Annotated in this window: 18 protein-coding genes and 1 rRNA gene; 15 read left to right on the top strand and 4 right to left on the bottom strand. The window is 67.2% G+C overall.

Annotation, left to right across the window (positions count from 1 at the left end; genetic code table 11):
* Positions 1-138: 138 nt before the first annotated feature.
* The 11 genes from rrf (at position 139) to HFGMBDPB_RS00055 (ending at position 10,054) form a co-directional block, all read left to right on the top strand.
* Positions 139-251, top strand: a 5S ribosomal RNA gene (rrf, locus tag HFGMBDPB_RS00005).
* Between the two features lie 297 nt (positions 252-548).
* Entirely contained in the window at positions 549-950 is a 402-nt protein-coding gene (locus HFGMBDPB_RS00010) for a MerR family transcriptional regulator (protein ID WP_013800379.1), read from the top strand.
* 36 nt (positions 951-986) lie between these two features.
* Positions 987-1,445 (top strand): PaaI family thioesterase, encoded by a 459-nt coding sequence (locus tag HFGMBDPB_RS00015; protein ID WP_016452801.1) that lies wholly within the window; start codon positions 987-989, stop codon positions 1,443-1,445.
* Between the two features lie 43 nt (positions 1,446-1,488).
* A complete protein-coding gene (locus HFGMBDPB_RS00020; protein WP_013800381.1) occupies positions 1,489-2,676 on the top strand; it encodes an isovaleryl-CoA dehydrogenase in 1,188 nt (395 codons plus the stop codon).
* Positions 2,677-2,732: 56 nt separating this feature from the next.
* Positions 2,733-3,395 carry a carbonate dehydratase gene (gene can, locus HFGMBDPB_RS00025; RefSeq protein WP_016450015.1) on the top strand — a complete coding sequence of 221 codons (663 nt, stop codon included), beginning with the start codon at positions 2,733-2,735 and terminating at the stop codon, positions 3,393-3,395.
* A 33-nt stretch (positions 3,396-3,428) separates the two neighbouring features.
* Positions 3,429-5,216: a bifunctional isocitrate dehydrogenase kinase/phosphatase gene (gene aceK / locus HFGMBDPB_RS00030; protein WP_212644657.1), complete on the top strand. Its 1,788-nt coding sequence runs from the start codon at positions 3,429-3,431 to the stop codon at positions 5,214-5,216.
* Positions 5,217-5,260: 44 nt separating this feature from the next.
* A complete protein-coding gene (locus HFGMBDPB_RS00035; protein WP_016450017.1) occupies positions 5,261-6,448 on the top strand; it encodes an acetyl-CoA C-acyltransferase in 1,188 nt (395 codons plus the stop codon).
* 180 nt (positions 6,449-6,628) lie between these two features.
* Positions 6,629-7,252 carry a pyridoxamine 5'-phosphate oxidase family protein gene (locus HFGMBDPB_RS00040; RefSeq protein WP_016450018.1) on the top strand — a complete coding sequence of 208 codons (624 nt, stop codon included), beginning with the start codon at positions 6,629-6,631 and terminating at the stop codon, positions 7,250-7,252.
* Positions 7,253-7,280: 28 nt separating this feature from the next.
* The gene (locus tag HFGMBDPB_RS00045; protein ID WP_016450019.1) at positions 7,281-7,943 is read left to right on the top strand and encodes an SDR family oxidoreductase; all 663 of its coding nucleotides are present in this window, start codon (positions 7,281-7,283) and stop codon (positions 7,941-7,943) included.
* A gap of 47 nt (positions 7,944-7,990) precedes the next feature.
* Positions 7,991-9,121, top strand: coding sequence for an acyl-CoA dehydrogenase family protein (locus HFGMBDPB_RS00050; protein ID WP_017406484.1), 1,131 nt, complete (start codon positions 7,991-7,993; stop codon positions 9,119-9,121).
* Positions 9,122-9,262: 141 nt separating this feature from the next.
* Complete coding sequence (locus HFGMBDPB_RS00055) at positions 9,263-10,054, top strand: alpha/beta fold hydrolase (protein WP_212644658.1); 792 nt, start codon at positions 9,263-9,265, stop codon at positions 10,052-10,054.
* Between the two features lie 2 nt (positions 10,055-10,056).
* On the opposite strand, the gene HFGMBDPB_RS00060 is transcribed toward HFGMBDPB_RS00055, so the two are convergent.
* Positions 10,057-10,554 (bottom strand): DUF421 domain-containing protein, encoded by a 498-nt coding sequence (locus HFGMBDPB_RS00060; RefSeq protein WP_212644659.1) that lies wholly within the window; start codon positions 10,552-10,554, stop codon positions 10,057-10,059.
* Positions 10,555-10,711: 157 nt separating this feature from the next.
* On the opposite strand from HFGMBDPB_RS00060, the gene HFGMBDPB_RS00065 reads away from it, so the two are divergent.
* Both HFGMBDPB_RS00065 and HFGMBDPB_RS00070 read left to right on the top strand, forming a co-directional pair.
* A complete protein-coding gene (locus tag HFGMBDPB_RS00065; protein ID WP_043790439.1) occupies positions 10,712-11,125 on the top strand; it encodes a YchJ family protein in 414 nt (137 codons plus the stop codon).
* Positions 11,109-12,980: a hybrid sensor histidine kinase/response regulator gene (locus HFGMBDPB_RS00070; RefSeq protein WP_212644660.1), complete on the top strand. Its 1,872-nt coding sequence runs from the start codon at positions 11,109-11,111 to the stop codon at positions 12,978-12,980. The genes HFGMBDPB_RS00065 and HFGMBDPB_RS00070 overlap by 17 nt, the downstream gene beginning before the upstream one ends.
* Here the strand turns inward: HFGMBDPB_RS00070 and HFGMBDPB_RS00075 are convergent.
* The gene (locus tag HFGMBDPB_RS00075; protein WP_212644661.1) at positions 12,950-13,687 is read right to left on the bottom strand and encodes a response regulator; all 738 of its coding nucleotides are present in this window, start codon (positions 13,685-13,687) and stop codon (positions 12,950-12,952) included. The genes HFGMBDPB_RS00070 and HFGMBDPB_RS00075 overlap by 31 nt on opposite strands.
* Before the next feature lie 187 nt (positions 13,688-13,874).
* Here HFGMBDPB_RS00075 and HFGMBDPB_RS00080 point away from each other — a divergent pair, with 187 nt between their 5' ends.
* Positions 13,875-14,924 (top strand): hypothetical protein, encoded by a 1,050-nt coding sequence (locus HFGMBDPB_RS00080; RefSeq protein WP_016450026.1) that lies wholly within the window; start codon positions 13,875-13,877, stop codon positions 14,922-14,924.
* 99 nt (positions 14,925-15,023) lie between these two features.
* On the top strand, positions 15,024-15,716 hold the full coding sequence (locus HFGMBDPB_RS00085; protein WP_016450027.1) for an HAD family hydrolase: 693 nt from the start codon (positions 15,024-15,026) through the stop codon (positions 15,714-15,716).
* Positions 15,717-15,729: 13 nt separating this feature from the next.
* On the opposite strand, the gene HFGMBDPB_RS00090 is transcribed toward HFGMBDPB_RS00085, so the two are convergent.
* Both HFGMBDPB_RS00090 and HFGMBDPB_RS00095 read right to left on the bottom strand, forming a co-directional pair.
* A complete protein-coding gene (locus HFGMBDPB_RS00090; protein ID WP_017405399.1) occupies positions 15,730-16,395 on the bottom strand; it encodes a glutathione S-transferase family protein in 666 nt (221 codons plus the stop codon).
* Positions 16,396-16,470: 75 nt separating this feature from the next.
* Entirely contained in the window at positions 16,471-17,547 is a 1,077-nt protein-coding gene (locus HFGMBDPB_RS00095) for an AraC family transcriptional regulator (protein ID WP_212644662.1), read from the bottom strand.
* Positions 17,548-17,572 lie beyond the last annotated feature (25 nt).

The raw sequence follows: 17,572 nt of genomic DNA on the forward strand, positions 1-17,572 counted from the left end.
GAGGCTTGACCCTATAACTTTGATGACGTGATCATCAAGGTGGTTATGCCAAGTAAGGCGCAGTCAAAATACAAAGCTGATTACAGACTCTATGAATTCGTTGTGTTGCTCACAAGAGCAGCATGACAACAAGTTATGCCTGATGACCATAGCAAGTTGGTACCACTCCTTCCCATCCCGAACAGGACAGTGAAACGACTTTGCGCCGATGATAGTGCGGGTTCCCGTGTGAAAGTAGGTCATCGTCAGGCTCTTACAGCCCAAGAAACCCCGTAGCCCAAAGCTACGGGGTTTTTTGCATTGGGGTGCAGGAAACGGGGAAACAGGCTGAACCGCCAAAACGGACGGCTCAACGGAACATCCGAAAATGGACAACCCAAAAAAGAGAGCGCTGACGCGCTCTCTTTTTATTCCTGCCAGGCTTCTTCGTCGCACCCGGATGCAACATCCGGCGCAGTTTCCTGAGGACAATTCCGCTAGCATTGACGTTAACGTCAACGTCGCATTCCCATGGCCGCCGGCTGTGGATGCCGGCGGACTCTCCAGCCATGTCGACCACCTACACCATCAGCGATCTTGCCAAGGAGTTCGATCTCACGACCCGGGCCATCCGCTTCTATGAGGACATGGGCCTGCTTGAGCCCGAGCGTGCCGGGCCTGGCGGACGCAATCGCGTCTACAGCGCGCGTGATCGCACACGTCTTCGCCTGACCTTGCGGGCCAAGCGGCTGGGACTGTCTCTGAACGAAGCCAAGGAGATCATCGATCTCTACGACAGCCCCCGTGACACGGGCGTACAACTGCGCAAATTCCTGGAGGTGCTGGCTGTGCACCGCCGCCAGCTCGAAGACCGCCTGGCCGATCTGCAGGCCAACCTGGCCGAGGTGCGAGAGCAGGAATCCGAGGCCCGCACTTTGTTGAAACACCTGGATGGGAAAAATGCTTCATAATTGACGTTTACGTAAACGTAATTTGTGAGGCTTGCCTTGACCGTGCCCCGCCTGGAACCTGCCAACAGCGACTTTGCCCGCCGTGTGCAAGACAGTTTTGCACGCCAGGGCGCGATGCACACCCTGGGCGCCGAGCTGTCCTTGCTGGAGCCCGGTGCCGTCGATGTCTGCCTGGACTGGGCGCCCGGACTGACGCAGCAGCATGGCTTTTTGCATGCCGGCATGGTTTCCACGGCGCTGGATTCCGCCTGCGGCTACGCAGGGCTGACCCTGATGCCGGCCGATGCTGCCGTGCTCACCATTGAATTCAAGATCAACTTGCTGGCCCCTGCCAAGGGCCAGCGCTTTCGCATGGAAGGCCGTGTGCTCAAGCCGGGCCGCACCATCACCGTGACCGAAGGGCGCGCCTACGCCATCGACGAAGGCCGCGAGAAACTGATTGCCACCATGGGCTGCACGCTGATGTGCGTGCAGGGCCGCGATCTGGCCGATTGAGCCGGGCGGCGTTCTTTCCCCCAATTTCCACAGGAGACATGAGATGAGCCTTTCCAACCTGCCGGGCCTGAACTTCCAACTGGGCGAGGACATCGACGCGCTGCGCGATGCCGTGCGCGAGTTCGCACAGGCCGAGATTGCACCGCGCGCCGGCGAGATCGACCGCGACGACCAGTTCCCCATGGACCTGTGGCGCAAGTTCGGCGACCTGGGCGTGCTGGGCATCACCGTGTCCGAGCAGTACGGCGGTGCCGACATGGGCTACCTGGCCCACATGGTGGCGATGGAGGAAATCTCGCGTGCCAGCGCATCGGTGGGCCTGTCCTACGGCGCGCACAGCAATCTTTGCGTGAACCAGATCAACCGCAACGGCAATGAAGCGCAAAAGGCGAAGTACCTGCCCAAGCTGATCAGCGGCGAGCATGTGGGCGCGCTGGCCATGAGCGAGCCCGGCGCCGGCTCGGACGTGATCAGCATGAAGCTCAAGGCCGAGGACAAGGGCGGCTACTTCCTGCTCAACGGCACCAAGATGTGGATCACCAATGGTCCCGATGCCGACACCTTGGTGGTCTACGCCAAGACCGAGCCCGAGCTGAACGCCCGCGGCGTGACTGCCTTCCTGATCGAGAAGGGCATGAAGGGCTTTTCCATTGCCCAGAAGCTGGACAAGCTGGGCATGCGTGGCAGCCACACGGGCGAGCTGGTGTTCGAGAACGTCGAGGTGCCGGCCGAGAACGTGCTGGGCGGCTTGAACAACGGCGCCAAGGTGCTGATGAGCGGCCTGGACTATGAGCGCGCCGTGCTGACCGGCGGGCCGCTGGGCATCATGCAGTCGGTGATGGACAACGTAGTGCCCTACATCCATGACCGCAAGCAGTTCGGCCAGAGCATCGGCGAGTTCCAGCTCATCCAGGGCAAGGTGGCGGACATGTACACCGTGCTGCAAGCGGGCCGCTCCTTTGCCTATACGGTCGCCAAAAACCTCGATCTGCTGGGAACCGAGCATGTTCGCCAAGTTCGCAAGGATTGCGCCAGCGTCATCCTGTGGTGCGCCGAGAAGGCGACATGGATGGCCGGCGAAGGCGTTCAAATCTATGGGGGTAATGGGTATATCAACGAATACCCACTGGGTCGCCTCTGGCGGGATGCGAAACTCTATGAGATCGGCGCCGGCACCAGCGAGATCCGTCGCATGCTGATCGGCCGCGAGCTGTTCGCAGAGACCTGCTGATCTTTCGCCTGCCTGCTGCGCCGTTCTTGAGTTTGACCCCAACAAAAGGATTGTTTATGAGCACAACCTCCATCGAAGAGCTGTTTGTCCACAACCGCGAATGGGCCCAGCAGGTGGAGCGTGACCGGCCCGGTTTCTTCACTGGGCTGATGGCGCAGCAAAAACCCCGCTACATGTGGATCGGCTGTTCCGACAGCCGCGTGCCCGCGAACCAGATCACGGGCCTGGAGCCCGGCGAGGTGTTCGTGCACCGCAACGTGGCCAACGTGGTCGTGCCCAGCGACCTGAACTGCCTGTCCACCATCCAGTACGCGGTGGACCAGCTCAAGGTCGAGCACCTGATGGTCGTCGGCCACTATGGCTGCGGCGGCGTGCTGGCGGCACTGGAGGATGTGCGCGTGGGCCTGGCCGACAACTGGATCCGCCACGTGAAGGACGTGCGCGACAAGCACCAGGCGCTGCTGGCCAGCTTGTCACCGCAATGGCGCCATGACGCGCTGTGCGAGCTCAATGCCATCGAGCAGGTGATCAATGTGGCGCAGAGCACGGTGATGCAGGATGCCTGGGCGCGCGGCCAGAAGGTCACGCTGCACGGCTGGTGCTATGGCCTCAAGGACGGCCTGATCACCAATCTGCAGATGACCGTGCCCGGTGTCGGCGGCATCGCCAACATCCATGCCGAGGCTGTCGAGCTGGTCGCCAGCCGCCAGCGCGACTGAGCGGCCATGGCAGGCGGGACCCCGGGAGACTTCATGCCGATGCCTGCCCAGGACACCCTGCTTGCCCATGACATCGCGCGGGCGATGATGGATGGCTTCAACCGCCATTACCGCCTGTTCCGCGCCGAATCGGCCCGCGCCAAGCACCGCTTCGAAACTGCCGACTGGCTGGGCCAGCAGCGTGCCCAGCGCGAGCGCATCGAGTTCTACGACCTGCGCGTGCGCGAATGCGTGCGCCGGCTTGAAAAGGAATTTGCGGCCGGCGCCCAGCCCATGCCGGTCTGGCAGCAGATCAAGCGCCACTACATCGGGCTCATGGTCAACCACCTGCAGCCGGAGCTGGCCGAGACCTTTTTCAACTCGGTCACCACCAAGATCCTGCACCGTACGCATTTCCACAACGACTTCATCTTCGTGCGGCCGGCCGTCAGTACGGAATACATAGAGAACCAGGAGCCGGCCGCACGCCCGGCCTACCTGGCCTTCTATCCCACGCGCGAGACACTGTCGCAGACGCTGCGCGAAGTCGTGGAGCAGTTCGCGCTGCAGCGCCCCTTTGAAGACCTGGAGCGCGACATCGCCCGCCTGGCCGAGCGCCTGGAGCCCCAGCTGCAGGCCATGCGCCTGTACGCCAACTTCCAGATCCAGGTGCTGTCCAGCCTGTTTTTACGCAACAAGGGCGCCTACATCGTCGGCAAGATCATCAACGGCTTTGCCGAGCTGTCCTGGGCCGTGCCCATCCTGCATGGGGACAACGGCCGGCTGGTGCTGCATGCGGCCCTGTTCGGCGAGAAGGACCTGCACGGCCTCTTCAGCTTTGCGCGTGCCTACTTCATGGTCGATACCGACGTGCCCAGTGCCTACGTGCAGTTCCTGCGCAGCCTCATGCCGCGCAAGCCGCGCGCCGAGCTGTACAACGCCCTGGGCCTGGCCAAGCAGGGCAAGACGCTGTTCTACCGCGACTTCCTGCACCACCTGCGCCATTCGCGCGACCAGTTCCGCATCGCGCCCGGCATCAAGGGCATGGTCATGCTGGTGTTCGACCTGCCCAGCTTTCCCTATGTGTTCAAGCTCATCAAGGACAGGTTCGCCGCGCCCAAGGAGATCACCCGCGAGCAGGTCAAGGCCAAGTACCGCCTGGTCAAGCAGCACGACCGCGTGGGGCGCATGGCCGACACGCTGGAGTACAGCCTGGTGGCCTTCCCGCGCGAGCGCTTCTCGGAGGCGCTGATCGCCGAGATCCTGGAGCACGCGCCCAGCCAGGTCGAGATCAGCGACCGCGACGGCGATGGCCGGCAGGAGGTCATCATCTCCCACCTCTACATAGAGCGGCGCATGGTGCCGCTGAACCTGCTGCTGCAGGAGTGCTTCGATGACGGGCTGGACCTGCCGGGACCGCGGCAGCGGCTGGAGAGCGCCGTGATCGAATACGGAAATGCCATCAAGGACCTGGTGGCCGCCAACATCTTCCCGGGCGACATGCTGTGGAAGAACTTCGGCATCACGCGCGGCGGCAAGGTGGTGTTCTACGACTACGACGAGATCGAATACCTGACCGACTGCCATTTCCGCCAGGTGCCTGCGCCGCGCAACGAGGAAGACGAGCTCAGCGGCGAGGTCTGGTATCCCGTGGGCCCGCGCGATGTGTTCCCGGAAACCTTCGCGCCCTTTTTGCTGGGCAATCCGGCCGTGCGCGAAGTTTTCATGCGCCACCATGCCGACCTGCTCGATCCCGCCTTCTGGCAGGGGCACCAGCAGCGCATCCGCGAAGGCCACGTGCACGACGTCTATCCCTACGAGCGCAGCCGCTGGCTGGCCTGACCCGTTTGTTTTCCCCTCACCATCACCACATCCAGGAGATAAGCATGCAAGACCCCATCGTCATCGTCGGCGCAGCCCGCACCCCCATGGGCGCATTCCAGGGCGACTTCGCCGATCTCGCGGCCCACGATCTGGGCGGCGCCGCCATCAAGGCCGCCGTGCAGCGTGCCGGCGTGGCGCCGGAGAAGGTGGACGAAGTGCTGTTCGGCAACTGCCTGATGGCGGGCCAGGGACAGGCGCCTGCGCGCCAGGCAGGCTTCAAGGGTGGCCTGCCGCGCAGCACGGGCGCCGTGACCCTGTCCAAGATGTGCGGCGCCGGCATGGAGGCCACCATCCTGGCCCATGACCAGCTGGTGGCGGGCAGCCGCGATGTGGTGGTCTCCGGCGGCATGGAGAGCATGACCAATGCGCCCTACCTGCTCAAGAAGGGCCGTGGCGGCTACCGCATGGGCCACGACAAGGTCTATGACCACATGATGCTCGACGGTCTGGAGGACGCCTACGAGCCGGGCCGCTCCATGGGCACCTTTGGCGAGGACTGCGCCGCCAAATACCACTTCACGCGCGAGCAGCAGGACGCCTACGCCATCGAAAGCGTCAAGCGCGCCCAGGCGGCCACTGAAAGCGGCGCCTTCGCGGCCGAGATCACGCCCGTGACCGTCTCCACGCGCAAGGGCGATGTCACGGTCAGCATCGACGAAGGCCCGGCCAAGGCCAAGCTGGACAAGATCGCCAGCCTCAAGCCCGCCTTCAAGAAGGACGGCACGATCACGGCGGCATCGAGCTCCAGCATCAACGACGGCGCCGCCGCCCTGGTGCTGATGCGCGAGTCCACGGCCAAGGAGCTGGGCTGCAAGCCGCTGGCGCGCATCGTCGCCCATGCCACGCATGCCCAGGAGCCCGAATGGTTCACCACGGCCCCCGTGGGCGCCACGCAGAAGGCCCTCAAGAAGGCCGGCTGGACGGCGGCGGATGTGGACCTGTGGGAAGTCAACGAAGCCTTTGCCGTCGTGCCCATGGCCCTGATGGCCGAGCTGGGCGTGCCGCGCGACAAGGTCAACGTCAACGGCGGCGCCTGCGCGCTGGGCCACCCCATCGGCGCCAGCGGTGCGCGCATCCTGGTCACGCTGCTGCACGCCCTGCAGGCGCGTGGCGGCAAGCGCGGCCTGGCCACGCTGTGCATAGGCGGCGGCGAAGGAACAGCCATGGCGATAGAAATGGTCACCCCCTGAGGCGCTGCGCGCCCTCCCCCTGAAAGGGGGACAACACCCTCGGTGCGGGGCGGCGCGGCCGGCGTAGGCCCTTCCTCGGTGTCTCTGATTTGCATTGCGCCAGTTTTATGGGCAGCGCCACAGACGTCCAGAGAGCTAGACTTGGATCGGCCGATCCGCTATTACTTTGACCTCTCGACCATGATCACCAGCGAAGAACAGTTGCGCAGCCTGTATGCCATGCCGGCCGAAAGGGCCTTGCTCAAGCAGCAGGTGGACCTGGACCGGCATTGCCTGCGCTTCATTGCGCTGTCGCCGCTGTGCATCGTGGCCACGGGGGGCGCGGCGGGCTCGCTGATGGATGCCTCGCCGCGCGGCGGAAAGCCGGGCTTCATCAAGGCGCCCGACAACCAGACGCTGCTGATCCCCGACTCGGGCGGCAACAACCGCCTGGACAGCTTCAGCAACCTGATCGCCGATCCGCGCATCGGCCTGCTGTTCATGGTGCCGGGCTTCGACGAGACGCTGCGCGTCAACGGCGTGGCCAGGCTGCGCGACGAGGCCCACTACACGGCGCTGTTCGCCAACGAAGGCTTCCGGCCCAAGATCGTTCTGGAGATCCAGGTGCAGGAGGCCTATCTGCACTGCGCCAAGGCCCTCATGCGCGCCCGGCTCTGGAAGCCCGAGTCCCAGGTGCCGCGCAACGTCATGCCGTCGGTGAACCAGATGGTCCACCAGCAGATCGGCCTGCCTGCGCCCACCGAGACGCAGGAGGCCATGGTCGAGCGCTACGAAAAACAGATCGCGGGCGAGCAGGGCCGCTGACCGCATTCCATTTGAAAGGTCGAAAGACATGGCAGTCACTCTGGTGTTGGGAGCCTCGCGCGGGCTCGGTTTTGCCTTGGTAGAGGCCTATACGGCCCAGGGCCGCAGCGTGGTCGCCACGGTGCGCAGCGAGGCCGATCGCGAGCGCGTCGAAGCCACGGGCGCCAAGGTGCTGCTGGTGGATGTGGCCGATCCGGCCAGCGTCAGCGGCCTGGCCTGGCAGCTCGATGGCGAGAAGATCGAGCTGGCGCTGTACGTGGCCGGCGTGTGGGATGCCCACAGCTCGGCCACGCCGCCCACGCGCGAGCAGTTCGACCGCGTCATGCACACCAATGTGCTGGGCGCCATGCAGGTGCTGCCCCAGGTGGCGCCGATGGTCGAGGCGGCGGGCGGCGTGTTCGGCCTGTTCTCCAGCGAGATGTCGCTGCTGGCTGGCGCCGAATCCGACGCCTGGCTCTACCGCGTCAGCAAGGCCGCGCTCAACATGGTCGTGGCCAGCGCCCAGCCGCAATGGCCCGGCGCCACCGTGGTCGCGCTGGACCCGGGCTGGGTGCAGACCGACATGGGCGGCGAGTCCGCCACCTTCACCGTGGAGCAAAGCGTGCAGGGTCTGGTCCGCACCCTGGCCGGCGTCACGCCGGCTGATCGGGGCCGCATGCTGCGCCACGACGGGCAGCGCATCGCCTGGTAGCTGCGGCCGGGACAACGAACAACGAAACAAGAATCAGGAGACAAGACATGCTGCTCAACGCAGACCAGGAAATGATCCGTGACGCGGTGCGCGACTTCGTGCGCACCGAAATCACGCCCCATGCCGCACGCTGGGACAAGGAACACCACTTTCCCAAGAACGTGCACCAGGGCCTGGCGGCGCTGGGTGCCTACGGCATCTGCGTGCCCGAGGAATACGGCGGCGCCGGCCTTGACTACCTGAGCCTGGCCCTGGTGCTGGAGGAAATCGCAGCCGGCGACGGCGGCACCAGCACGGTGATCAGCGTCACCAACTGCCCCGTCAACGCCATCCTCATGCGCTACGGCAGCGAAGCGCAAAAGCAGCAATGGCTGGCGCCGCTGGCGCGCGGCGAGATGCTGGGCGCCTTCTGCCTGACCGAGCCGCATGTGGGCTCGGACGCCTCGGCGCTGCGCACCACGGCCACCCGCGACGGCAACGACTACGTGATCAACGGCGTCAAGCAGTTCATCACCAGCGGCAAGAACGGCGACGTGGCCATCGTCATCGCCGTCACCGACAAGGCGGCCGGCAAGCGCGGCATGAGCGCCTTCATCGTGCCCACCTCCGCGCCCGGCTACCAGGTGCTGCGGCTGGAGGACAAGCTGGGCCAGCACAGTTCGGACACGGCCCAGATCCAGTTCGAGGGCTGCCGCATCCCCGCCGCCAACCTCATCGGTGCCGAGGGCGAGGGCTACAAGATTGCGCTGTCGGCGCTGGAGGGCGGGCGCATCGGCATTGCCGCGCAAAGCGTGGGCATGGCGCGTGCGGCCTTCGATTGCGCGCTGCAGTACTCCAAGGAGCGCGAGAGCTTCGGCCAGCCCATCTTCAACCACCAGGCCGTGGGCTTTCGCCTGGCCGACTGCGCCACGCAGATCGAGGCCGCGCGCCAGCTGATCTGGCATGCGGCCAGCCTGCGCGATGCCGGCCTGCCCTGCCTGAAGGAAGCGGCCATGGCCAAGCTGTTCGCCAGCGAAATGGCCGAGCGCGTGTGCAGCGCCGCCATCCAGACCCTGGGCGGCTATGGCGTGGTCAACGATTTTCCCGTCGAGCGCATCTACCGCGACGTGCGCGTGTGCCAGATCTACGAGGGAACGAGCGACGTGCAGAAAATTCTCATCCAGCGCGCCCTGGCCTGAGGCCCCTCACTATGCTGCGGGTCGGGCCGGATGGCCCCGTCACCCGCAGGGCTTAGCATGGAGCGTCGCCGGGACGGCGCCCGGGAGAGGCGGGCACCGGACTCCGGCAGGTTTGTGACCACCTTCGCAGGAGATCCCGACATGCCCATTGCTTCCGTCAACGGCCAGAACCTTTACTACGAGGACACGGGCGGGCGCGGCCCGGTCCTGGTGTTTTCGCATGGACTGCTCATGGACCACACCATGTTCGCTCCCCAGGTCCAGGCGCTGCAGGATCGCTATCGCTGCATCATCTGGGACGAGCGTGGCCATGGCCAGACGGCGGACCCCGGGCATTGCGCTCCCTTCGACTACTACGACTCGGCCGACGACCTGGCCGCCCTGCTGGCGCACCTGGGCGTGGAGCGCGCGGTGCTGGTGGGCATGTCGCAGGGCGGCTATCTGTCGCTGCGCTGTGCGCTCATCCATCCCGAGGTCGTGCGTGCGCTGGTGCTGATCGACACCCAGGCCATGCTGGAAGACCCCGAGCAGATGCCCCACCACGAGGCGTTGCTGAGGGCCTGGATGGAGCATGGCCTCAGCGACGACATGGCGGCCACGGTGGAGCGCACCATCCTGGGCCAGGGCTGGAGCGGCGCGGCCGCCTGGCGCGCCAAATGGAAGAAGGCCACGCCCATCAACCTGGGGCAGAGCTTTCTGGCGCTGGCCCAGCGCGATGACATCAGCCCGCGACTGCCCGACATCCATGTACCGGCACTGGTCATTCATGGCACGGACGACATCGCCATCACGCTCGACCGTGCACGCGCCATGGCCAAGGCCTTGCCCAGGGCGCAGTGGGTGGAGGTGCCGGGGGCCGGCCATGCGGCCAACCTCACGCATCCGCAGCCCGTGAACCTGGCCATCGAGCGCTTCCTGGAGCAGCTCGACTAGGCTCAGACCGGCGGATCGCCGTCGTTCTTGCTGTCGCGGCGGCGAAGGACGACGGTGATGCTGCCGTCGGTCTCCAGCGTGGCGCGCTCCACCTCTCTGAGGTGCAGGCAGCCGCCCGCACGCAGCGCGGCCTCGATATCGTCGCGTGTGATGCGTTCCTCGCGCATCAGATCCTTGTTCAGGTGGCCGTCCGTGATCAGGGCCTGGGCCTTGCCGTCGATGAGCCGCTCCAGCGCGGGAAAACGGAAAGTCAGCCAGGACAGCAGCAGATGGCACAGGATCAGCGTGGAAGCCGAGATCATGCCGCCGATCAGCGAGTTGTCCCCGGCATTCATGGAGTTCTGAACGGCATTCGACAGGATGAGCAGCAGCACCAGGTCAAAGGGCGCGTACTGCCCCGTCTGGCGCCGCCCCGTCAGCCGAAGGAACACCAGCAAGAACAGGTAGACGGCCACGCCGCGCACCACGAACTCCCACCACGGGACCGACATTGAAAACATGGGCTCTCCTTACAGGCCCGAAGGCCCGCGGTCAGTATCATGGCCCGCCTGTCCTCCATCAAGAACCCGGTCGCAGCAAGGCGGCCGTGACTGACATGCACTCCTGCTCCCCCGCCGTCCTCTCCCAGGTTCCGCAAGTTCCGCAGGGCCAGCCGCTATGAGCGCGGCCGCCACCTCCCCGGCCTGTCCCTGTGGCCAGCACGATGCCAAGGGCCGGTCCCTGGCCTTCGATGCCTGCTGCGGCCGCTACCTGGACCATTTCGACGACTGCCCCGCACCCGATGCCCAGGCCTTGATGCGCTCGCGCTACAGCGCCTTCGTGCGTGAGGACGCCGCCTACCTGCTGGCCACCTGGCACGCCAGCCAGCGGCCCGCCACGCTGGACTTCGAGCCCTCGGCGCGCTGGCTGGGGCTGGCGGTCAGGGACTTCCGAAGCACCGGCGAGGACCGCGCCGAGGTGGAATTCGTCGCGCGCTACCGCGTGGCGGGCCGCGCCGTGCGCCTGCATGAGCGCAGCCGCTTCGTGCGCGAAGGCGGGCGCTGGTTCTACGTGGATGGCGACCAGTTCTGAACACGGCGGCGGCCCTGCGGAGCCGCTGTGGAAGCTGCAGCAGCGCCAGCGGCTGCTGCTGTCCATCGCATCGCGGGGCTCGTCCGAGGCGGCGGCCCTCATCATCCCCGGCATCGTGGTCTGGCTGCAGCGGCACGAAACGGGTGCCTTCCAGGTGCCGCTGCTGCTGTGGTGGCTGGGCATGGCGCTCATGGCCTGCGTCTTCGTTGGTTTGCGGCGCCAGTTGCGTCGGGACCTGGGCGCTGCCGTGCCCTCGGCCGAGTTGCCAGCGCGGCTGCAGCGCTGGGAGCGCGTGATGGGCCGCATGGCCTTGCTCAACGCCGGCTCCTGGGCGCTGGCCATACCGCTGACCCATGGCAGCGGCCATGAATTCCGGCTTTTCATCTACCTGGTGCTGTGCGGCGTCGTGGCCTCGGCCGCCACCTTCCTGGCGCCGGCGGCTGCCGTGTTCAAGCGCTTCTTCGGCGTGCTGTACGGCGCCATGCTGCTGGCCGTGGTCTGGTACTTCCCGAACAGGGGCCTGTACCTGCTGCCGCTGCTCATGCTGTATGGCGCCACCATCGCGCGCCATGCCTGGGGGGCGCGCCAGCTCATGCAGCAGCAATGGGCGCAGGAGCGTGACCGCCAGCTGCTGGCCGAGCGCTACCTGGCGGCCAAGGAGCAGGCCGAACAGGCGCTGGAGGCCAAGAGCCGCTTCCTGTCGGCTGCCAGCCATGACCTGCGCCAGCCCCTGCATGCCCTGGGCCTGCTGGTGGAGACCGCCCGCCAGCGCAATGCCGACGGCGCGCTGGCGGGCGTGCTTGACGATGCCCAGGCCTGTGCCCAGTCGCTGGGCACCATGTGCAACGACCTGCTGGACCTGTCGCGGCTGGAGAACGGCACCTGGGAGCTGCGCGCCCAGGTGATGGACCTGCGCATTCTGCTGGGCGATGCCACGCGCCTGTTCGCGGCCGAGGCCCGCCAGCGCGGGCTGGTGCTGCGCTGGCGCGTGGCGCGCGGCATGGATAGCCTGGTGCGTGCCGACGAGGCCCTGCTGCGCCAGATGGTGTTCAACCTGCTGCACAACGCCCTGCGCTACACCCAGCGCGGCGGCGTGCTGCTGGCCGCCCGCGTGCACGGCGGGGGCTGGCGCATCGAGGTCTGGGATACCGGCCTGGGCATTGCGGCCGAAGACCGGCCCCATGTCTTCGCACCGCACTTTCGCGCGCGTTCCGGCCAGGCGGCCCGGCGCGCGGCCCAGCCTGCGGCCGAGCACCTGCCCGGCGTGAGCAGCCAGGGCCTGGGCCTGGCCGTGGTGGCCGCAGCGGCGCGCCGCATGGGCGTGGAGCATGGTCTGCTGTCCACGCCGGGACGGGGTTCGTGCTTCTGGCTGCAGCTGTCGCCCAGCCTGAGCGTGCAAGCGGACCTGCCTCTGGGGCACGCGCAGGCGCAGGCAGGGGCAGGGGCCGAGGCTGCCGCGAATCCGCCAGGCCGCCCCCTGCTGCAGGGCAGGTGCTGGGTGGTCGATGACGATGTGCAGGTGGCACAGGCCCTGGCCGGCCTGCTGCGCGGCTGGGGGCTGACCGTGGACGTGGCGGCTTCGGGCCGCGAGGCGCAGGCCTGGCTGGCGGCGGGGCAGCATCCCGATTTCGTGCTGTGCGACCACCAGCTGGCCCAGGGCGAGAACGGCTTTGCGCTGCTGCAGAACGTGCTGGCGCAATCGCCGCAGGCGGCCGGTGCCCTGCTCAGCGGCGACCCTTCCGCTGCGCTGGAGCAGCAGGCGCAGGAACTGGGCTATCTGCTGCTGCGCAAGCCCGTGGATCCGCTGGCGCTGCTGGCCCTGCTTCAGCGCAGGCTGGCCGTGGCCGGCGCCTGAACCGTATCGGTCGGCGGTACGGAGGGCGGCAGCTCCAGCGCAATGCCCTGCATGCGCGTGATGGCGTCGATGCGGCTGTGCACGCCCAGGCGCTGCATGGCGCCTGCCACATGCTCCTTGACCGTGTGGGGCGACAGGTGCAGCAACCGGGCAATGCTGGGATTGGGCAGGCCGCGCAGCACCAGGTCCAGCACCTGGGCCTGGCGCGGGGTGAGGCCCAGCTCGGCCGCCGTCATGCGGATGGCATGGGCGCCGCCCGGCGGCTGCGGCGCCAGCGGGGCGGCGGGGAACCAGGTCTCGCCGCGCAGCAGGGCCGCCACGGCCTGCTGCAGCACCTGCGGCGGCTGCGACTTGAGCACAAAGCCATGGGCCCCCGCCGCGCGTGCCTTCAGGGCAATCGCGCCATGCGTGTCGCCGCTGGTCATGAGCACGCGGCAGGCGGGCGCCAGCGTGCGGATTTCGCGCACCACGTCCGTGCCTGCGCTGGCACCCAGCCAGAAATCCACGATGGCCAGATGCGGCGATCCCCTGGCGGCCATGCACTGCAGGCCTTCGCCCGCATCGGCCACGGCATGGACTTCGGACAGGCCGAATTGTTTCAGGAACTCGGACACGCCCATGGCCGTCAGCGGGTGGTCGTCGATCACCAGGGCATAGCGCCCCGATTGGAGACAGGAGGAATCGGTCAGGAGGGAATGGCTGTGCATGGTCCGCGCGAAGGCATGTCGAAAGGGCTGGAGCGCCAGGGCGCGCCCGGATACACCTTGCGCACATCGTAACGATTACCCCCCGGCCGGGGGGTGACCGGATGTCGGCCAACTCCCCAAAATCGCCGCCGATGCCCTGAGATTCCGCATGGAACGGGCATGTATTCAACGAGAAGGGGAGATAGTCATGAAGATGGTACAGCTCACGCGCCGCAGCGCGGCATTGATGCTTCTGGGAACCCTGGCCGCCTGTGGCGGCGGCGGTGGTGGTGGATCGGGAGAACCGGGCGGCGGAGATCCCGGCAATGGCGGAAATCCTGGCAACCCCGGTACGCCCGGCAACCCCGGCGGCACGCCCACGCCGGTGACCGGCCAGTACCGCATGGAGACCGGTGCGGAGAACTTCGACGCGGCCCTGTCCGCCATGAACGCGCTGGGGGCGCAGGGCTATGCCTTCACCTACAGCCTGGCCTCGGGCGGTACCGCCTTCCCCGTTCCCATCGGTGACTTCTACGTCACCGACACGGCCCACACCGGCACGCGCCTGGACTACCGCATGGTGCCGGACGTGGCGGGCGTCTCGGCCCTGGTGGCCCAGCTCAACGCACAGGGTGCGCAAGGCTACCTGTACAAGTCGGGCATGGCGTTCCCCAGCAGCACGCAGGACCTGCGCAACCTCTATGTGCGCAGCAGCAGCGCCGCCGCCACCTACAGCTACGAGACGCGCCCCGCCGTGGGTGCGCTGGACACGTCCGGCTTCACGCAGCAACTGGCCGAGATGAGCGGCCGGGGTTTCCGCTACATGGGCCCGCTGATCTCGGGCAACGAGATGTTCAACCTCTACGTCAAGGACTCCAAGGCGCCGGCCTTCGAGTACGCGGTGTTCGCATTGGCCGCGCCCTTCGGCATGGCCAACGGCACGGCGCTGAAGCAGCGCCTGGACGAGATGGGTGCCAAGGGCCACCTGCTGCGCGGCGCCCTGGTGCTGCGCGGCAATACCGAAGGCGTGCAGCTGTACGAAAAGAGCGGCGACCAGCAGGGCGCCATCGAGTACCGCGTCGAACCGGTGTCCCAAAGCGCCAGCCTCGCGCAGCGCCTGGAGCAGTTCAACCGCAATGCGGCCGAAGGCTTCTTCGCCTTCGGCGACGTGGTCACCGACGATGGCCGGTTCCATTCCATCTCGGTGCGCAACGTCCGCCGCATGGTGCATCCGCTGGCCGGTGCCTCCTTCCCCTGAGCAGGGCACAGGCATGCGCGGCCGGCGCATAATCCGGCCATTTTCCGCAGCAAGGGCGCCCCAGGGCGCCCTTGCTCAGTTTGTTTCGAGAATCCATCCATGACTGCTTTCGAGGCCGTGCTCTTCGACTGTGACGGCGTGCTCGTCGACAGTGAATCCATCACCAACCGCGTGCTGTGCACCATGCTCAATGAATCGGGCTGGCCCATCAGCACCGAGGAATGCCTGCGCGAATTCATCGGCAAGACCGTGCGCAGCCAGGCCGCGCTGATCGAGGCGCGCACCGGCAAGCCGCTGACCGACGCATGGATGGCCGCCTTCTACGAGCGCCGCAACGCCGCGCTGCGCGCCGAGCTGGTGGCCATTGACGGCGCGCTGTCCGCCGTCAGCCAATCCCATGCGCTGTGCGCTGGCCGCATCGCCTGCGCCTCGGGCGCGGACCGCGCCAAGGTGGAGATGCAGCTGGCCCAGGTCGGCATGGCCCCGTATTTCGAGGGCCGCGTCTTCAGCGGCCATGAGCTGCCGCGCAGCAAGCCCTTTCCCGATGTGTACCTGGCCGCCGCCGCCGCACTGGGCGTGGAGCCGGCGCGCTGCCTGGTCATCGAGGACACGGTGACCGGCGTCACCGCCGGCGTGGCCGCAGGCGCCACGGTCTGGGGCTACTTCCCGGCCGACCAGGGCCACGCATCGGCCGAGCAACTGCTCGAGGCCGGCGCCAGCTGCGTATTCGGCGACATGGGCGAGCTGCCGGCCATGCTGCGCGCCATCGGGCAGGCCAGCGCCAGCGCTTGAGCCTGAGCCGGCCCTAGCGCAGCCGCGGCGAAGGCGTCTCGTCCACGGCCTGCGCACGCGCGGCCTGCTGCTCGGCCTGCAGTGCCCGCTGGAAGGCGGGCCGCTGCTGCAGGCGCTGCCAGTAGGCCTGCGTGGCAGGCCCCCATTGCGGCTCCATCTCCAGGTGCGCCGACAGCATCAGCGCATAGCCCACGGCCACGTCGGCAGCGGTGAAGCGGTCTGCCGCGAGCCAGTGGCGCTGCTCCACGGCCTGCTCCACGGCGCGCAGCCGCGCGAGGAACCAGCGCTGGTAGTCCTGGGCCACCTGGGGCTGGCGCCGTTCGGCTGGCTCGAAGTGGGTGTAGCGCAGCACCAGGGTCTGCGGGAAGGTCAGCGTGGCATCGCTCATGTGCAGCCAGTTGAGGTAGGCGGCGAAGTCTGCCTCCTGCGGCTGCACGGACAGGCCCGCCCCGGGGTGCAGGGCGGCCAGGTATTCGCAGATGGCGGCTGACTCGGTCAGCCTGGCCTCGCCGTGGCGTAGCAGCGGCACCGTGCCCAGCGGGTTGAGTTCCAGGTAGCTGCGCTGCAGCACGCGCGGCGGAAACGGCAGCATGTGCAGCGTGTAGGGAAGCTGCAGTTCTTCGAGCATCCACAGCGCGCGGAAGGAGCGCGCGCTGACGCAATGGTGGAGATGGTGCATGCGCAAAGCCTAGGCCAGATGCGCTGACGGCGGCAGTCGCGCAGGATGCAAATCGCGCCAGGATGCGCACGGCCCTCACTCGGGCCGGGCTCGCGCGCTCTTGCGGAATTCGGAAGGCGACAGCCCCGTCCACAGCCGGAAGGCGCGGATGAAGCTCTTGTCGTTGAGAAAGCCGCAGGACTGGGCGATGCGCTTGATGGGCCGGCTGGTGCGCAGCAGCAGGGCCACGGCCCGCTCGCGCCGCACCTCGTCCTTGAGCGCCTGCAGCGAGGCGCCTTCTTCCTTGAGCTGGCGATGCAGGCTGCGCTGGGACAGGTGCAGCTGGCGCGCCAGCGTGTCGGCCGTCTGCAGGCATTCGGCGTCGGCCGCCAGCAGCTGGCGCACGCGCTGCACCAGCTGGCGCTCGCGCCGGTAGGGGCGCACCTGCAGCGGCAGGGCGCGCTGCAGCATGCGCTGCAGCGCGGGCTCGTCGCGCGTCAGCGGCATATCCAGAAAACGCGCGTCGAACTGGAGGCAGGCCCGGGCCGCGCCAAACTCCACCTCGCCCGGCGGGAACAGCAGCGCATACACGCCCGCATGCGGCGGGGGATCGAAGGGAAAGCAGGCGCGCCGCAGTGGCAGCGGCTCATCGATGAACCAGCTGGCCAGGCCGTGGATATTGCGCAGCACCGACAGCAGGCAGAACTCGCGCATGGCGCCCAGCGTGGACAGCTCCTCGATGGCCAGCGTGGCCAAACCGTCTTCCTGCGTCAGCGTGAGGCGGATGTCGTCGGCCAGCAGGCCATGGTGGCGGCACCAGCGCGCCAGCGCCAGGCCCAGCTGCTCGCTGCCCATGCTGGCGCGTGCCAGCATGCCGTAGCTGCCCCAGGGCAGGCGCCGGGAGAACCAGCCCAGGGACTCGTCGTCGAGTTCGCGCATGGCGGCATCGGACAGTGCCTCCATCTGCAGCGCCGTGATGCACTCGTTGCGCTCTTTGACGGAGTCTGGCGCAATTTGTGCCTTCTCCAGGGCGGACAGGGCGCTGATGCCCCGGCGTTCGTAGGCCAGCATAATGGCCTGCACAAAGGCCATGGGCGTGACTGCAGGGTGTGCGGAGGCCATGGTGGCGGCCGCCTGGGGCAGGGGGGTCTTGACCAGCGAGGGGGTGAACATGCTGGCAATTATTGCAACCTTCGTG

Origin of the sequence: Delftia sp. PE138 (genome assembly GCF_018320755.1) — a bacterium.
Taxonomy (GTDB): Bacteria; Pseudomonadota; Gammaproteobacteria; order Burkholderiales; family Burkholderiaceae_C; genus Comamonas; species Comamonas tsuruhatensis.

Excerpts from the sequence above, each read along its gene's own strand:
- HFGMBDPB_RS00010 (WP_013800379.1), top strand. The coding sequence starts at position 549 with ATGTCGACCACCTACACCATCAGCGATCTTGCCAAGGAGTTCGATCTC.
- HFGMBDPB_RS00020 (WP_013800381.1), top strand. The coding sequence starts at position 1,489 with ATGAGCCTTTCCAACCTGCCGGGCCTGAACTTCCAACTGGGCGAGGAC.
- can (WP_016450015.1), top strand. The coding sequence starts at position 2,733 with ATGAGCACAACCTCCATCGAAGAGCTGTTTGTCCACAACCGCGAATGG.
- aceK (WP_212644657.1), top strand. The coding sequence starts at position 3,429 with ATGCCGATGCCTGCCCAGGACACCCTGCTTGCCCATGACATCGCGCGG.
- HFGMBDPB_RS00035 (WP_016450017.1), top strand. The coding sequence starts at position 5,261 with ATGCAAGACCCCATCGTCATCGTCGGCGCAGCCCGCACCCCCATGGGC.
- HFGMBDPB_RS00040 (WP_016450018.1), top strand. The coding sequence starts at position 6,629 with ATGATCACCAGCGAAGAACAGTTGCGCAGCCTGTATGCCATGCCGGCC.
- HFGMBDPB_RS00045 (WP_016450019.1), top strand. The coding sequence starts at position 7,281 with ATGGCAGTCACTCTGGTGTTGGGAGCCTCGCGCGGGCTCGGTTTTGCC.
- HFGMBDPB_RS00050 (WP_017406484.1), top strand. The coding sequence starts at position 7,991 with ATGCTGCTCAACGCAGACCAGGAAATGATCCGTGACGCGGTGCGCGAC.
- HFGMBDPB_RS00055 (WP_212644658.1), top strand. The coding sequence starts at position 9,263 with ATGCCCATTGCTTCCGTCAACGGCCAGAACCTTTACTACGAGGACACG.
- HFGMBDPB_RS00060 (WP_212644659.1), bottom strand. The coding sequence starts at position 10,554 with ATGTTTTCAATGTCGGTCCCGTGGTGGGAGTTCGTGGTGCGCGGCGTG.
- HFGMBDPB_RS00065 (WP_043790439.1), top strand. The coding sequence starts at position 10,712 with ATGAGCGCGGCCGCCACCTCCCCGGCCTGTCCCTGTGGCCAGCACGAT.
- HFGMBDPB_RS00070 (WP_212644660.1), top strand. The coding sequence starts at position 11,109 with ATGGCGACCAGTTCTGAACACGGCGGCGGCCCTGCGGAGCCGCTGTGG.
- HFGMBDPB_RS00075 (WP_212644661.1), bottom strand. The coding sequence starts at position 13,687 with ATGCACAGCCATTCCCTCCTGACCGATTCCTCCTGTCTCCAATCGGGG.
- HFGMBDPB_RS00080 (WP_016450026.1), top strand. The coding sequence starts at position 13,875 with ATGAAGATGGTACAGCTCACGCGCCGCAGCGCGGCATTGATGCTTCTG.
- HFGMBDPB_RS00085 (WP_016450027.1), top strand. The coding sequence starts at position 15,024 with ATGACTGCTTTCGAGGCCGTGCTCTTCGACTGTGACGGCGTGCTCGTC.
- HFGMBDPB_RS00090 (WP_017405399.1), bottom strand. The coding sequence starts at position 16,395 with ATGCACCATCTCCACCATTGCGTCAGCGCGCGCTCCTTCCGCGCGCTG.
- HFGMBDPB_RS00095 (WP_212644662.1), bottom strand. The coding sequence starts at position 17,547 with ATGTTCACCCCCTCGCTGGTCAAGACCCCCCTGCCCCAGGCGGCCGCC.